Raw genomic sequence first — 14,351 nt, forward strand, 5'->3', positions numbered from 1 at the left:
CTTTTTATAACCGTTACGATAATCATCACTGTCTGAACGTTCGGATTTCTGGTACCCAAGATGCTGCTCCATTTCAGCTTCCATCATATCTTTGATGGTACTGCCTAAAAGATCCCTAAGAGCAGCCTGTATGTCGGCTACGGTTTCGATATTATATTCCTGAAGAAGCTGTTTGATAATCTGATGCTTCCCTTCAGTCATCTGGATCCTGTGGACGGACTTTTTTTCTTTAACCATAATGCAAAACTCCTGATTATATAAGTTAAATTATATCTCAGGAGTTTTTCTGACATTTTTAGCTATATGTAATTTACAGAGTTTGGTTCACACACCCACATACTATGCAACATGGTTTTTTTATGACTTGTTCTACATAAATATTTTTTTATTCTATGTTCTGAACCTGTTCTCTCATCTGCTCTATTTGGACCTTGAGCTCTATTGCACTGTTTGTTATCTCTGTATTGATTGACTTTGACGCAATGGTATTTGTTTCTCTATTAAATTCCTGCATTAAGAAATCGAGACGTTTGCCACAGATACCTCCTTGTTTGAGGATATGTCTAGCCTGTTCAATATGAGAACTTAGACGATTAAGCTCTTCAGCTATATCCATGCGCTGACATAGTAATATGATTTCCTGTTCCAAAAGACTGCCGTCAACTTTTACCTGATGCTGCTGAATAAAATCATCGACCTTTGTCTTCTGCCATTCAACGATTTCTGGCATTCTGTTGATTATATTCTGTCTCATCAGTTCTATAGAATCCAAATGGCCGTTGAGGAATACGCTAATTTTATCTCCTTCCAAAGTTCTAGCTTCGTTCAGTTTATTCATACATTCTTTAACAGCATTGATGACAAGTTCGTGAATAGAATCATTGCTGTTTGAGGTGTTGGCAATTACTCCCGGATACATAAGAATATCCAGAGCCGAGAAATTTATTGCGGCATGAGGATCTTTTGCCCTGTAGGCATTATTAATTTCACTGATTTTGGATGTTAATGCGGCAACAAGATTATTGTTGATTTCAAGTCCGTTACTTGCAACTTTAGGTGTCAGATTTATGGAAATTTCAAATTTACCTCTGTTAAAGAAATCTTTAAAACAGTTTCTGATTTCCATTTCATACAATTTAAGTTTTTCCGGAATCTTTACATTTATTTCCATATAGCGTGAATTAACGGTTCTGATATTAACTTCTGTTATATATTCATTGTTCTGGTCGGCATATGTAGCAAAACCGGTCATACTGTGTATCATGGTGATTCCTTATGTAAAATTATCAATCTCTATGATATTATACATTCTAATTCTGTGTGGTTAAAAGACAATATATCAACTTGACAGTGGTGTAAAAAATGAAGGATTACAAAAAGAATTTTATTGAATTAGCTCTTAAGAGAAATGTTTTGCGTTTTGGCAGCTTTACTTTGAAATCAGGAAGAATAAGTCCTTATTTTTTCAATGCCGGTTTGTTCTGCACTGGAGCTGATTTAGCTCAGCTCGGAGAGTATTATGCTGATGCCCTTCATGACAGTGGTGTTGATTTTGATGTTTTATTCGGACCGGCTTACAAAGGAATCCCTATTGTTGCTGCCACCTCTATTGCCTATTCAAGAAAGTATGGCAGTGAAGCTCCTTGGGTGTTTAACAGAAAGGAAGCTAAGGATCATGGTGAAGGTGGCAATCTTGTAGGTTCACCATTAACAGGCAATATTGTACTATTGGATGACGTGATTACTGCAGGTACAGCTATTCGTGAATCTATGCAGATTATTTCTGCGCAAAAGGATGCAAAGCTTGCAGGAGTTTTAATTGCTCTAGACCGTCAGGAAAAAGGTAAAACAGATTTAAGTGCAATTCAGGAAGTTGAAAGAGACTATAATACAAAGGTTTTCTCAATTATTACTTTGTCTGATCTCATTACCTATATTGCTCAGAATGATAATCTTAAGGAACATCTGGCTTCAGTTGAGGAGTATCGCAATACTTACGGCATTTAAATGTCTTGCCGGTTAGAAACGGCTTCATGTTCGAGAAAGGGGACTGACATAAAATCAGTCCCCTTTAGTTTTATATAAACGTAAAATGAATTACTTTTCGTTGATAACCGTAAAGGTTTGGAATGGAATACCAATGCCGGCACTTCTCAGCGCATTATATACTTTTTCATTAGTATCGAAGAAAACTCCCCAGTAATCAGAATTGTTTACCCATACACGACAGGTAAAATCAACTGAAGATGTGTTCAGAGCTCCTACAACCACTGTAATTCCTTTATCTTTTAAGATTCTTTCGTCAGCATTAAATACTGATTCCAAGGTTTCTTTTACTTTTTTAAGGTCAGAACCATATTCAACACCAAATACGAAGTCAACACGTCTGGTATCCATTCTTGAATAGTTCACAATACTACCAGAACTTACTGAACTGTTAGGAATGATAATAACCTTGTTGTCTCCTGTGATTAATGAAGTTGTAAAAATGGTGATCTCTTCAACAACACCTTGATGGCCTGAAACTTCAACAAATTCACCAACCTTGATAGGACGGAAAATCAGTAAAATTACACCAGCAGCAAAGTTTGACAGCGAACCCTGCAAGGACATGGCAACTGCAAAAGAAGCGGCACCGATAATGGCAACGAAAGAAGCTGTCTGTATACCAAGCTGACTTAAACATGCAGTAACAGCAAAGGCTATAACTGCATACTTAAGAATGTTGGAGATAAATTTTGAAATGGTTGGTTCTACTTTTGCTTTGTTCATTACTGAAAGGCATATTTTGGCTACAATTTTTGCCACAAGCCAGCCAATAACAAGAATTAAGATCGCAATGACGATATCAAGGCACACGTTAGTAATGACTTCCTGATGTTCCTGTATATAGCCGATAGGATCACTCCATAACTGTTTAGGAAGAATTTCAGTAACTGGTTTTGCCACATCTGCGGCTTCAGTAGTTGGTTCTGACATATATTTTAGTCCTCATTAAAAACATATAATTATAGAGTTACAGTTGAGTCTGCAACCTGAGTGATAATTTGATTATAAAAAATTTTAATGGATATACAATCCCTTAAAGCAAAAGAAAATAAACACCAATACAATTGATTAGGGGATCATCAATCGTTGTGATTTAATCCATTCATGTAAACAATACAGTGGTTAATAATGTGGTATCCCAACTCTTTTTTGGAGGTGTTAAGATAATTTACAGGATTACTATCTCTGCTATATATAGTAATACTGTTATTTTCACTGTTAAAACCTATAGATTTATCTGAAACGTCATTTGCAATAATCATGTCTGCGTTCTTTGTGCTAAGTTTTTTTAGAGCATTCTCTTCTATATTTTGGGTTTCGGCGGCAAAACCAATTACTAATTTAGGGCGTTTCTGATGATGACCTACAGTTGCCAGAATATCAGGGTTTTTTATCAGATCAACGGTCATTGAATCAGTATCACTTGTTTTCTTTATTTTTTGGCATGCGATATTTTTACATCTGAAATCTGCAACGGCGGCAGATGATATGAATATATCGCAATCTTCAAGATTGTTTTCAACAGCGTCAAGCATTTCCTGAGCGCTAGTGATTTTTACAGTAGTTATTGACATCGGGGGGGCTAAATTGACCGGACCGCTAATGAGTACTACTTCTGCACCGAGATTTTTAGCTGCATCTGCAATGGCATATCCCATTTTTCCAGAACTGTAGTTTGAAATATATCTGACCGGATCGATGGCTTCTCTGGTAGGTCCGGCGGTAATAACCACCTTTTTCCCTAAAAGAGGTTTCTCGGATAGCAGTTTATTTAAAAAATCAACAATTTGTTCAGGTTCGGCCATTCTTCCTGGACCGGTTGCGCCACATGCCTGAAATCCGATTTCTGGGTTAATGACATTAAAACCATAGTTCACTAACGCTTTCAGATTGTCCTGAGTAATTGGATTTTTCCACATGTTTTCATTCATGGCAGGAGCAACAGTGATAGGACATGTTGCGGCAAGAACTATGGCAGTCAGAAGATCGTTTGCCATGCCGGCTCTCATCCTGGCTAAAGTGTTGGCAGTGGCGGGAGCAACGATAATGGCATCTGCTTTCGTTGCAAGTTCAATATGTTCTATGCCACTGTTACTTTGTGGCGCTAGAGTGTCAGACAAAACAGGATGTCCGCTCAAAGCCTGCATGGTAAGCTCAGTTATGAATGACTTTGCTGATTCCGTCATTATAACCTGTACATCAGCTCCCTGTTTTTTTAGGGCTCTAACCAAATAGGCTGCCTTGTAGGCCGCAATTCCGCCGGTAATTCCGACAATAATAAATTTATTTTGTAAACTCATGGCATTCATTAAAGCTGTAATTAAAATCTAATGATGTTTTGTACCAACATTTAAGTCAATTATGGAAAATATCCAGAAAAAGTTTTATTTTTTGTTATTTTCACCCTAGTGATTATAATGGAAGTGAAAAAATAATTGTGATTTATATACTATTATTGATTCCTTTGTGTTAGAATATCGCAGTTTTTTAGCTTAAGAGACTGTATTACAGGAATGTATTATTTCTCTTGTGTCTTGAAGCTAAGCCTATCAGGTTCCAGGATCTGAGGGTTTTTTTACGCATTTTAACGATAAATTATTGCAAATTTTGCATAAATATTGTATAAATTCGCAAAATTAAATTTGATTGCACACCTTGAAGTTCTCTTCTGGGTTGTTAAAGTAAGTTATATTTTAAAATTTGGAGTGACGGACAATGTCAAGAGTATGCCAGGTTACGGGGAAGCGTCCAGCAGTGGGTAATAATCGTTCTCATGCTAAGAACGCAACTCGTCGTCGTTTTCTCCCAAATCTTCAGACACACAAGTTTTGGGTTGAATCAGAAAACAGATTTGTAAGATTACGTTTAACTACTAAAGCAATGCGTACCATCGATAAGGTTGGTATTGATCAGGTTTTAGCAGATATGCGTGCTCAGGGTATCGCTGTATAATAGAGGAGTATTAAGATGGCTGCTAAGGGTGGACGCGAAAAGATTCGCTTAAATTCTACTGCTGGTACTGGTCATTTCTATACCACTACCAAGAACAAGCGTACAATGCCGGAAAAGATGGAAATCAAGAAGTTTGATCCGGTTGTTCGTAAGCATGTAATTTATAAGGAAGGCAAGATCAAGTAATCTTGACTGCTTTGTTCTTTTAGTTTAAACCCGGGATTTTTCTCGGGTTTTTTTGTATGTGGTTAATATTGTTATGCCAGAATTACCAGAAGTTGAAGTAACCATGCGTGGAATATCCGGTTTTTTAAAAAATTCGCGGATAACAGACATCAATGTTTATTACCCAAAATTAAGAGAACCTATTTCAGAGAAATTTTCCAGTCTCCATGATCTTAAAGTTTTATCTCTTGCAAGACGGGGAAAATACATAATTATAGAGACAGATCAGGGGACAATTCTGATTCATCTCGGTATGACTGGACATTTACTTGTCTGTGACAGTGATTTACCGATGAAAAAACACGATCATGTTGAGATGGTTCTTAGCAATGGAAAAACGATTAGGTTTAATGATCAGCGAAGATTTGGTTTATTTTTGTGGTTTCCGCTGGGTGAAGATGTATACGGGAGTAAATATCTGGTGAATTTGGGGTATGAACCACTGACTGATGATTTTACACCAGAAGCACTTTATTCTTCTTTGGTTCATCATGGGAGAAAACCTGTAAAACAAGCACTGATGACTAATGAAATAGTGGTTGGTATAGGTAATATATATGCAAGTGAAATCTTATTCAGCTGTAGAATCAATCCACTAACACCAGCAGGTCATGTCACATTAGCAGATTGCGAAAAGATGGTGCCTATTATTAAAACAACATTACTGAATTCAATTGAAAACGGCGGAACAACGATTAGGGATTTCAGTGGTGCAGATGGTAAAAAAGGATATTTTGTTCAGAAGCTGAATGTTTATGGCAAATCTAATGAAAAATGTCCTGTATGCGGATGTTTAATTGAAAGCAGGGTAATAGGCGGACGAAACACGTATTTCTGCAGCAACTGTCAGAGAATAAAGTGATTTTATAAGATATTATCTGTGTTTACCGATAATAATGTAATACAGAAATGACTCTGGTTGGAGTCATTTACGGATGTTATTTAAAGTATGATGATATTTCATCGGGAATGTAAGGTTTGATATCTCCGCCATGTTTATATATTTCTCTCACAAGTGTTGAAGATATATAAGAGTATTTATGGTCTGTAGGCAGCATAACAACTTCAAGATTAGGCAAAAAATCCCTATACATGGCGGTAAGGCTTAATTCATACTCAAAATCAATTGTATTTCTCACTCCCCGTATTAAAAAATCAGCATTAAGTTCCTTTAGAAGATTAGGTAAAAGGCCACTGAAGCCGATTACATTGATTTTCGGGTTATGTATACACTGTTTTACCATTTCAACACGTTGTTCTAAGGTGAATAATGTATGTTTAGACGGGCTTTCACAGACGGCAATGGTGATATTTTCGACCATTTTGGCAGCCCTTTTTAAAATATCAAGATGACCTTTAGTAAAAGGATCAAAGGTTCCTGGAAAAACTGCTAACATTTTTTAACCTAAAGGTGATAATCAATAATAACGTCATTCATGGCCTTTTTAACTTCGGCGGATGTTATAGTCATCATTGCATGCTTATTTCTTACTCTGGTTCTCCATTTCAGATTTGATACATCTGAATGTTCTTTTCTTATTTCTGTATCGTAAACTGAAACGGCGTATTTCATAAAATTACAAGGACCTACGCGTGCAGGATTATGGTGTGCATATATGCCAACAACAGGTACATTAAGTGCATTAGCCATATGAACGGCAGCTGAATCAGGAGAAACGACCATACCTGCATGATGAATAACTCCAAGCATTTCTCTTAATGAGGTTTTTCCAGACAGATTGATAATCTTATCGATTGTATTTGTACAGCCTTCAATAATCATATCAGCAAAGGCTTTTTCCTTTTTGCTTTTTCCTGTACAGATTGCAACCTTTAAACCTTTTGAAATAGCAAAGCGACATATTTCTATGTAACCGACAATGGTCCAGTTTTTGTAATCCTTGGAACTGCATGGAGACAGGATAACGGTTGATTTATCAATTTTGTATTTGTTAGCCACTGAGTAATCACTGTCAGTTAGATGAAAATCCCATACTGGTTTTTCAGGCGTACATCCGATTTCTTTGGCAAAAGCCATGAAACCATCTATAACATGTGGAGAATCAGGAGATTTTACTTTGATATTTGTAAAAACCTGCTGCATGTCCATGGCTCGTTCTTTGTCAAATCCCATTTTTTTTTGGGTTTTTACAAGTAATGACAGTAAACTAGCCTTAAGTGAACTCTGCATATCCAACAGGCAGTCAAAAGATTGGTTTTTGAGTATGTTTTTTATTCTGAGATACTCTTTTAAACCGCCTTTTTTGTTGTATGTGATTAAATTAATCCCAGGTATGCCACTCATCAAAGAGCTTTCGGTTTTTCCTATTAGCCAAGTGATGTTTGCTTGAGGTTGCTGTTTTTGTATTAACTGTATTGTTGCCAATGCATTAATACAGTCTCCGATGGAGGATAATCTCAAACAGCATATATTCTTTGGTTCAGATATTACAGGCATAACTTAACAATCCACTAATTCACAATAACATGATTATAAAACACATTTTGATTAAAAGTATCTATAAGCTGAGGTTATCTTGAATATTTTTGTGATAACTCATTTATTTGATATTTTTGATTCTGTAATGAATTTTTAATTTTGATTTTTCAGTGGCACCAGTTGATTTACGATAGTTTTCAAACCAAAAATCACATAAATGTTTGTTAGTTTTGGAGATAATCATTTTACATTGCTATAATTTTGAATGAAGATTTGCATATTTAAAGAATTACGAGTGGTTAGGGTGAATTATGGCTTCAATTAAAGATAAATTTACAGTAAAGAAAAAGGGAATATCAATAATAGCTAACCCTGAATTCATTCCCGAAACAACAGAAGTTGATGAAATAATTAAATATTTTGACATTCAACAATACAAGACTGATGCTAAAGTAATAGATGTTCATTACGGTAGGGGGAAGACCTATTTAATTCAGGATTCGTATAATCGTCGGGTTATTTTCAGACATTATTGGCGCGGTGGTCTTATTGGCAAGGTGCTTGGGGATAAGTTTTTGTCTTTCTTCGGCAGTTCACACAGATCTTTCAGAGAGTATGATCTACTGCAGACTATGAAAAAGATGGGATTACCCGTGCCTAAGCCAATAGCTGCAAAGGAAGAGAAAAGTCTCTTTTTTATCAGAAACGATATAGCCCTGCAGGAAATTCCAGGTACTAAAAATTTAGGTGAAATTCTTGCGGATCGTCGACTTACCGATGTCGAGATAGCTAAAATCGGGGATGCTATCGGAAGATTATTTAAGGCTGGCATTTATCACAGTGACCTGAATATTACCAATATACTGTTTGACGGTGCTGATAATGTCTGGATTGTTGATTTTGATAAGTGTGTTCAGCGAACCATCAGTAAAAAGCAGTATCACGAGATGGTAAACAGACTTAAAAGGTCTTTTGATAAATTTAAGGAAAATCGTAATAATTTCCATTGGTCTGAGTATGACTTTAACAAGCTGTTACCAGCGATAAAAAGCTCATATGAAAAGAATTACTAGAGGATTTTTGAATGAGATTCATAAGCGGAAAAGATTTCTTTTCCGCTGTTTTATTTTGATGTGATAGTTACTTGCTACTTTCCACATTCTTCAAGAAGGTTTAAGGTTTTATCAATTGCTCCTCTGTTGCTGTTTAAAACAGTCTGGGCATTTCTTTTAAGCTTTTCTATGTCTTGTTCGTTATTAAGCAGTGTTTCTATAATATGGGGAAGTTCACTGTTTTCAGCTACAATGCTGGCCTGATTATTAACGAGGTCATGAAAAATTTTTTTGAAATTTCGAACATGCGGGCCACTGATAACCGGTGTATTTACTGCTATAGCCTCCAGGGGATTGTGTCCTCCTATGTCAACCAGACTTCCTGCCATAAGTACCAGTGTTGAAGCACTCAGATATATAGGCATTTCTCCCATGGTGTTTCCTATAATAACGTCTGTGTTCTGACTGATTTCAGGATCTGTTTTTCTAGCGGTATTAAACCCTGCTGCTTTCGCTAGGTTAAATACTGATTCAAAGCGTTCCGGGTGCCGAGGTATAAGCAGAAGCAGAAGGTTTGGAATGGAATTTTTTACCTCTTTGAATATATCCAGGGCAATTTCATCCTCTCCCTGATGGGTGCTGGCAACACAAAGAATCTGTTTTTCTGGGAACAGTTTTTTAAATTTTTTTCCTAACGCAATTTTTTCTGGATTGACATCAATATCAAATTTCAAAGAACCAGAAATGCTAAGTTTATTCGGCGGAATCCCAAGTTTCTCGAAATTGTTTCTGTCATCAACAGTTTGGCAGATAAGCATTTTAAGTTTATCGCCAATAAGAGTATTGAACGTGCTTTTCAGCATGGCGTACCTTGAGGCACTTCTTTCCGAAAGTCTTGCATTAATCAGGTAAACCGGAACATCCTGTGATTCCAGCTCCTGCAGAAGATTTGGCCACAGTTCTGTTTCCATAATGATTAAGGCAGAAGGCTTTAATTTTTCTGTAAATTTTTTAACTGCAATCGGGGAGTCAAGAGGAGCATAATGATGTTCAACGTAAGAAAGGTTCTTATATAGAGCCGCTCCGGTTGGTGTTGATGTTGTAACTACAATGTGTTTATCAGGCCATCTTTCATGAAATTTTTTTATTAGTGGAAGAGCGCCCATTGTCTCCCCCACACTTACAGTGTGAAACCACACAGGAGAATGATAATCTTTTTCTGGAATATTCCCCAAAAGTTCGTTTATTCGTTCTCCGTAGGCATTACCTTTGGCTGAAAACCGGATTTTTTGGTATATGACTGGTGCAAGAACAGCCGTTACCACTTTATAAATGAGGCTGAGGATCATTTTATATCCTCCCATTTGCTGCAGATTTTATTCCATACCATTTCAGCTGTCAGTTTCTTGAGACAGTCTGTGGTGCCATACCGGCATTGACGCTTGAAGCAGGGGTGACATGGTTCTGTTGATTCAACGAGCAGTGCATTTGTCGTTGTTGGTGGGGTATAAAGAGTGCTGGTTGAACCGAAAATAGCAATAACTCTTACTCCTACCGCCGCACTTATGTGCATAAGTCCGGAATCATTGCAGATTACAAATTTACATGCGGCAAGCAGGTCTATTGCTTCCTCGATAGTTGTCCGACCGGCAAGAATGTGAACTCTCTTCTGATAATCAGGGGATACTGATTTTTTAAGTTTTTCAGCAGTTTCAACATCTTTATTCGAACCGAATATCCATACTTCTCTGCCACTGTCTGATGATAAATACTTATCAGTAATTATTGCATAATATTCAGGAGGCCATTTTTTGGTAGGACCAAATTCTGCTCCAGGACATATACCAAGTACATCAGCCTGAATATTTATCGAGAATTTTGATGAGGCAGTGGAAGTGTCAGATTCATGAACCGTAAGTTTAGGAGTTGGGATTTCCTTTAAATCTTTTTCGGATTTTATTTCTGTATTTGAATGTGCAAGGGACGTGTATCTGGATATGAGTTTCGGAAAATCTTTTTTGTTTCTGCGATAATCGGTAAGAATAAAATAACGTGATTCACCGATCCATCCTCGACGATAAGGAATCCCGGCAAAAAGCGGAATTAAGGCGCTTTTAAATGAATTTGGAAGAATATATGCCTGATCATAATGATTGGCTTTTAATTCCTTTCCTAATCTGTATCTTTCTTTAAGATTGAAAACACCGTGTCCTATGGGCATTAAAATGGCATTAGATACTTCAGGCATTCTTTTAAGAACATCCAGACACCATTTAGGAGCCATAACATCAATTATAGAATCAGGATAAATTTTCTTTAATTCCATGTACAGACACTGTGACATGACCAGGTCACCGATCCATGAAGGTGCTATAACCAAAATGCGCATAAAAAATCCTTATTATTCTGAATATACATTTGATATTATAAGACAAATCTGTATTAAACCCATGTTGTTTTGTCTCGGTTAGGTGGTTTTTAATGAGGAATCTAAAATATCCGTTGGTAACATATTCAGTGGTTGTTACATGTGTTGTTGTTTATCTGTTGCAGTTGATTTCTCATAACAAAATTGATTACAGCCTTTTTTTCATACCTGAACGAATAATTGATAATTTCGAAGTATGGAGATTGTTTACTCCCGCGATTATGCATTTTGGGGTAATGCACATTCTTTTTAATGTGATGATTTTTAATTTTTTCGGTAGTATGATTGAGAGGGATTACGGCCCCTCTAAGTTATTGCTGATGTTTTTCGGATTTTCAGCAGTATCAAACTTTTTTCAATATCTGTTTACTCAAAATTATTTATTTGGCGGGTTGTCCGGTGTTGTTTCCGGTGTTGTCGGTTACAGCATGATAATTTCAGTTATCCCGGGAGTGGATTCAAGATTCAAAATGGCCGTTGGTTTATGTCTGATTAATATCGTTTTTAACATCTATGAATATTTTTCTCAGAGTCATGTCGCTTTTGCTGCTCATGCAACTGGACTGATAGCCGGAATTGCATGTGGTGTTTTCGAATATAATCTTATTATGCACAGAATGGGCAGAAAATTTTCGGCAAAAGATATAGTAAACGGGATTATCAATACTTTGCGCAACAGATAACAGTCGTTATTTTACGGTGTATCTGAGATTGGATGGCAACAGAGGTCCCACTGCATTTACCAGCTTCTGCAGTTTGGCTATATTTTTCTTTATGGTGCCAGGAATTATTTTTTTCTTCTTAGAAGCAGATTTTTCCACGGTGTCTGAACCCACGGTGTTTTCTGCATTTTCTTCAGCGATAAATATGTACTGATGTCTGATAAATGTTTCACTCATAACCCTGAAGGTAATAGGATCGGAGAATTCAGGGGAATTGTCTGTAATTTCTACAGGAAGTTCCTTACTCTTCTGGACACATCTGTCAATAAAGTCTTTTATTGTTATGGTATTATCCTTTTCAGCGCTGATAATTCTTACTGCCAACAGGTATCTAATCAGATTGAGGTATATACAGCTGCTCAGAATTCCCATTAAATCAGAATACTTCTTATTGATAAAATACATGTCATCTTCTGTTCTTATGTATTCAGCAAGTTTGAATGATTTGAGGTAATCTGAAATTGTCTGATCAAGAATATCTTCGGATATAGGTGAAAAGAGCTCATGTCTCAGGAAATAAAACACATTTCTGGTATGTACGATAATATCCTTGTAACAGATCTTTTTGTGTACCATGACGATGGTGGCTATCAATGCCGGCAGAACAAAGAAATGCTGTATATTATTTCTGAAGTATGTGAGGTAAATTATCTGCTTAGGATTTGGTTTTGCGTATTTTTCCCCATCAATTTTTTCTATGTGGAAAGGATGCAGCTCCATGGCCTGATGTAGCAGAATTTGCCCAGGAGTTTCCGGAATAATGTCCTGTTTGATTGCAGAACTGCTTTTGAGTACCTGAAGGTAGAAGTTAACCACTTCATGAAGTTTTCTGATGCTCAATGTATGTTTGTGTGCTGACAGGATGGCCAGAGCACTTAAATTCAAACCATTGATTGCGGCGGAAGCATTAAGATTGATAATAATCTGATCAGAAAGCTGGTTAACAGTGTCAAACAGCCACGAAGGCTTGGAGTTTGCAGTAATTCCAAGAGAATCCTGCTTCCATGTTGGAGCGTTCTGGTCAAGAAAATCATTTATGGTAACCGGATCACCAAAGCTTATGTATCCTCGTCCATAGTACTTGAATCTTTTATAGATGTTAAAAAGCTGCCAGAAACTTTCTTTTTCCTTTTGTTTTGTTCCTGTTAATTCATCCATGTAAGAATTAACTTCCAATACTTTTTCATATCCCAGATATATCGGAACAAAGGTGATAGGCTTGTTTGGGCTAATAAGCTGATTTTGAACAGCCATGGAAACAAGACCTGTGCGTGGAGGCAGGGTACGTCCGGTTCTGGATCGTCCACCCTCAATGAAAAATTCAATGCTGTATCCTTTTGCACACAATGTGTGTATATATTCTCTGAATACGGCAGTATAAAGTTTGTCGCCCTTGAATTTGCGACGCATAAAGAAAGCACCGCAGGCACGCAGATATCTGTTTATTGGGAAGAAGTTCAGGTTGTTTCCTGCAACTACATGGGGAACAACAAGACATTCATTGAAGAGAGCATAAAAGAGTAACAGATAGTCCATGTGGCTTCGATGACAAGGAACATATATTATTTCATGCTCTTTTCTGATTAGATCATGAACCTGCGCAGCACCTTTAATGGTTATACCCTGATAAAGTTTATTCCAGACCAGATGAAGCAGAATGGACGTAAAACGCAGAGATGAGTATGAGATGTCAGCAAGTATTTCATCAAGCATGGCATAAGCATCAGACTCTATCTCAGAGTAGTTTTTGCCCGTTTCAGTACTTATCTGCTTTATTGTTTCTTTAATATTATCGCTTTGAAGAAGTTCTTGTATAAGATACTGTCTGTTAGGTAGTCTAGGCCCGATAAATTCAAGATGTTTATTCTCAAAGTCTGCTCTGGTATGGCTAGCAAGCTGATGAATAATTTTATCGTCAGAGTATTTACTAATCATCTTGCTGAGGCTGATTGGTTCGGACAGAACTGTAAGGTTGTCCAGCCCAAGAAACAGAACTCTCAGAAACTTTCTAACGATACTGCGGGGGCGATTTATCGGATCCTTATACGGTTCACCTACGTGACCGGGATTTCTTCCCCAAAAGATGCTTACCGGAATGATCTGCAGATCTTCTCCAGTCTTTCTGGTATAAAGAATCCATTCTCTGAATGTTTTTTCAAAGTTGTAATCCTTTGCCTTACCTGAAAAAATCCAGTTAACCTTTTTCATGTATGTCGTTCTTGGAATCTTGTGTCCGTCAAGTTCGATATATGAAAACGGATTTGGCAGCCGCTGGGCTCTTGTTAATTTTTCAAGAGTAAGCATATCACTGATGGAATTAGACTGCATTACATAGCATACACGTTTATTATCATCAAGTTTTATGCTTGATTTCAGGTTTTCTTTTTTGTAGTGGCAGGCTCCCAGAATTTTTACGGGAATATAGAATACTGCTCTAAGTAAATCTTCTTTAAGCATCCTGTCCTCCCGTAAAACTTAGTACA

The 14,351-nt window shown here is 37.0% G+C and carries 15 protein-coding genes; 6 read left to right on the forward strand and 9 right to left on the reverse strand.

From position 1 onward, the window contains the following. Both BMY80_RS07320 and BMY80_RS07325 read right to left on the reverse strand, forming a co-directional pair. Window positions 1-237 (reverse strand): transposase (locus BMY80_RS07320; RefSeq protein ID WP_177178524.1); only part of this gene is annotated, 237 nt, incomplete at its 3' end. Between the two features lie 148 nt (window positions 238-385). Further along, window positions 386-1,264, reverse strand: coding sequence for a YicC/YloC family endoribonuclease (locus BMY80_RS07325; protein ID WP_093142401.1), 879 nt, complete (start codon window positions 1,262-1,264; stop codon window positions 386-388). A 98-nt stretch (window positions 1,265-1,362) separates the two neighbouring features. Here BMY80_RS07325 and pyrE point away from each other — a divergent pair, with 98 nt between their 5' ends. Next, window positions 1,363-2,007 (forward strand): orotate phosphoribosyltransferase, encoded by a 645-nt coding sequence (gene pyrE / locus BMY80_RS07330; RefSeq protein ID WP_031578723.1) that lies wholly within the window; start codon window positions 1,363-1,365, stop codon window positions 2,005-2,007. A 90-nt stretch (window positions 2,008-2,097) separates the two neighbouring features. On the opposite strand, the gene BMY80_RS07335 is transcribed toward pyrE, so the two are convergent. Further along, the gene (locus BMY80_RS07335) at window positions 2,098-2,979 is read right to left on the reverse strand and encodes a mechanosensitive ion channel family protein (RefSeq protein ID WP_093142403.1); all 882 of its coding nucleotides are present in this window, start codon (window positions 2,977-2,979) and stop codon (window positions 2,098-2,100) included. 149 nt (window positions 2,980-3,128) lie between these two features. After that, window positions 3,129-4,349 carry a bifunctional phosphopantothenoylcysteine decarboxylase/phosphopantothenate--cysteine ligase CoaBC gene (gene coaBC / locus BMY80_RS07340; RefSeq protein WP_093142406.1) on the reverse strand — a complete coding sequence of 407 codons (1,221 nt, stop codon included), beginning with the start codon at window positions 4,347-4,349 and terminating at the stop codon, window positions 3,129-3,131. 415 nt (window positions 4,350-4,764) lie between these two features. Between coaBC and rpmB the strand changes: the two genes are divergently transcribed. The 3 genes from rpmB to mutM all read left to right on the forward strand — a co-directional run bounded on the left by rpmB (window position 4,765) and on the right by mutM (window position 6,088). Next, a complete protein-coding gene (gene rpmB / locus BMY80_RS07345; protein ID WP_031578726.1) occupies window positions 4,765-5,001 on the forward strand; it encodes a 50S ribosomal protein L28 in 237 nt (78 codons plus the stop codon). Window positions 5,002-5,016: 15 nt separating this feature from the next. Beyond that, window positions 5,017-5,187 carry a 50S ribosomal protein L33 gene (gene rpmG / locus BMY80_RS07350; protein WP_031578727.1) on the forward strand — a complete coding sequence of 57 codons (171 nt, stop codon included), beginning with the start codon at window positions 5,017-5,019 and terminating at the stop codon, window positions 5,185-5,187. A gap of 73 nt (window positions 5,188-5,260) precedes the next feature. Further along, complete coding sequence (gene mutM / locus BMY80_RS07355) at window positions 5,261-6,088, forward strand: bifunctional DNA-formamidopyrimidine glycosylase/DNA-(apurinic or apyrimidinic site) lyase (protein ID WP_031578728.1); 828 nt, start codon at window positions 5,261-5,263, stop codon at window positions 6,086-6,088. Between the two features lie 76 nt (window positions 6,089-6,164). On the opposite strand, the gene coaD is transcribed toward mutM, so the two are convergent. Both coaD and BMY80_RS07365 read right to left on the reverse strand, forming a co-directional pair. Further along, window positions 6,165-6,623: a pantetheine-phosphate adenylyltransferase gene (gene coaD, locus BMY80_RS07360; RefSeq protein ID WP_093142408.1), complete on the reverse strand. Its 459-nt coding sequence runs from the start codon at window positions 6,621-6,623 to the stop codon at window positions 6,165-6,167. Window positions 6,624-6,631: 8 nt separating this feature from the next. Then, complete coding sequence (locus BMY80_RS07365; protein WP_177178525.1) at window positions 6,632-7,612, reverse strand: glycosyltransferase family 9 protein; 981 nt, start codon at window positions 7,610-7,612, stop codon at window positions 6,632-6,634. Between the two features lie 365 nt (window positions 7,613-7,977). On the opposite strand from BMY80_RS07365, the gene BMY80_RS07370 reads away from it, so the two are divergent. After that, window positions 7,978-8,739 (forward strand): 3-deoxy-D-manno-octulosonic acid kinase, encoded by a 762-nt coding sequence (locus BMY80_RS07370; RefSeq protein WP_093142411.1) that lies wholly within the window; start codon window positions 7,978-7,980, stop codon window positions 8,737-8,739. Between the two features lie 74 nt (window positions 8,740-8,813). Here BMY80_RS07370 and BMY80_RS07375 read toward each other — a convergent pair whose 3' ends face one another. Next, window positions 8,814-10,082 (reverse strand): 3-deoxy-D-manno-octulosonic acid transferase, encoded by a 1,269-nt coding sequence (locus BMY80_RS07375; protein WP_093142415.1) that lies wholly within the window; start codon window positions 10,080-10,082, stop codon window positions 8,814-8,816. Next, complete coding sequence (waaF, locus tag BMY80_RS07380) at window positions 10,064-11,107, reverse strand: lipopolysaccharide heptosyltransferase II (RefSeq protein ID WP_093142417.1); 1,044 nt, start codon at window positions 11,105-11,107, stop codon at window positions 10,064-10,066. The genes BMY80_RS07375 and waaF overlap by 19 nt, the downstream gene beginning before the upstream one ends. Window positions 11,108-11,199: 92 nt before the next feature. Here waaF and BMY80_RS07385 point away from each other — a divergent pair, with 92 nt between their 5' ends. After that, a complete protein-coding gene (locus tag BMY80_RS07385) occupies window positions 11,200-11,829 on the forward strand; it encodes a rhomboid family intramembrane serine protease (protein ID WP_093142419.1) in 630 nt (209 codons plus the stop codon). Between the two features lie 6 nt (window positions 11,830-11,835). Here BMY80_RS07385 and plsB read toward each other — a convergent pair whose 3' ends face one another. Beyond that, on the reverse strand, window positions 11,836-14,325 hold the full coding sequence (gene plsB, locus BMY80_RS07390) for a glycerol-3-phosphate 1-O-acyltransferase PlsB (protein ID WP_093142421.1): 2,490 nt from the start codon (window positions 14,323-14,325) through the stop codon (window positions 11,836-11,838). Window positions 14,326-14,351 lie beyond the last annotated feature (26 nt).

Source organism: Ruminobacter amylophilus (genome assembly GCF_900115655.1).
Lineage (GTDB): Bacteria > Pseudomonadota > Gammaproteobacteria > Enterobacterales > Succinivibrionaceae > Ruminobacter > Ruminobacter amylophilus.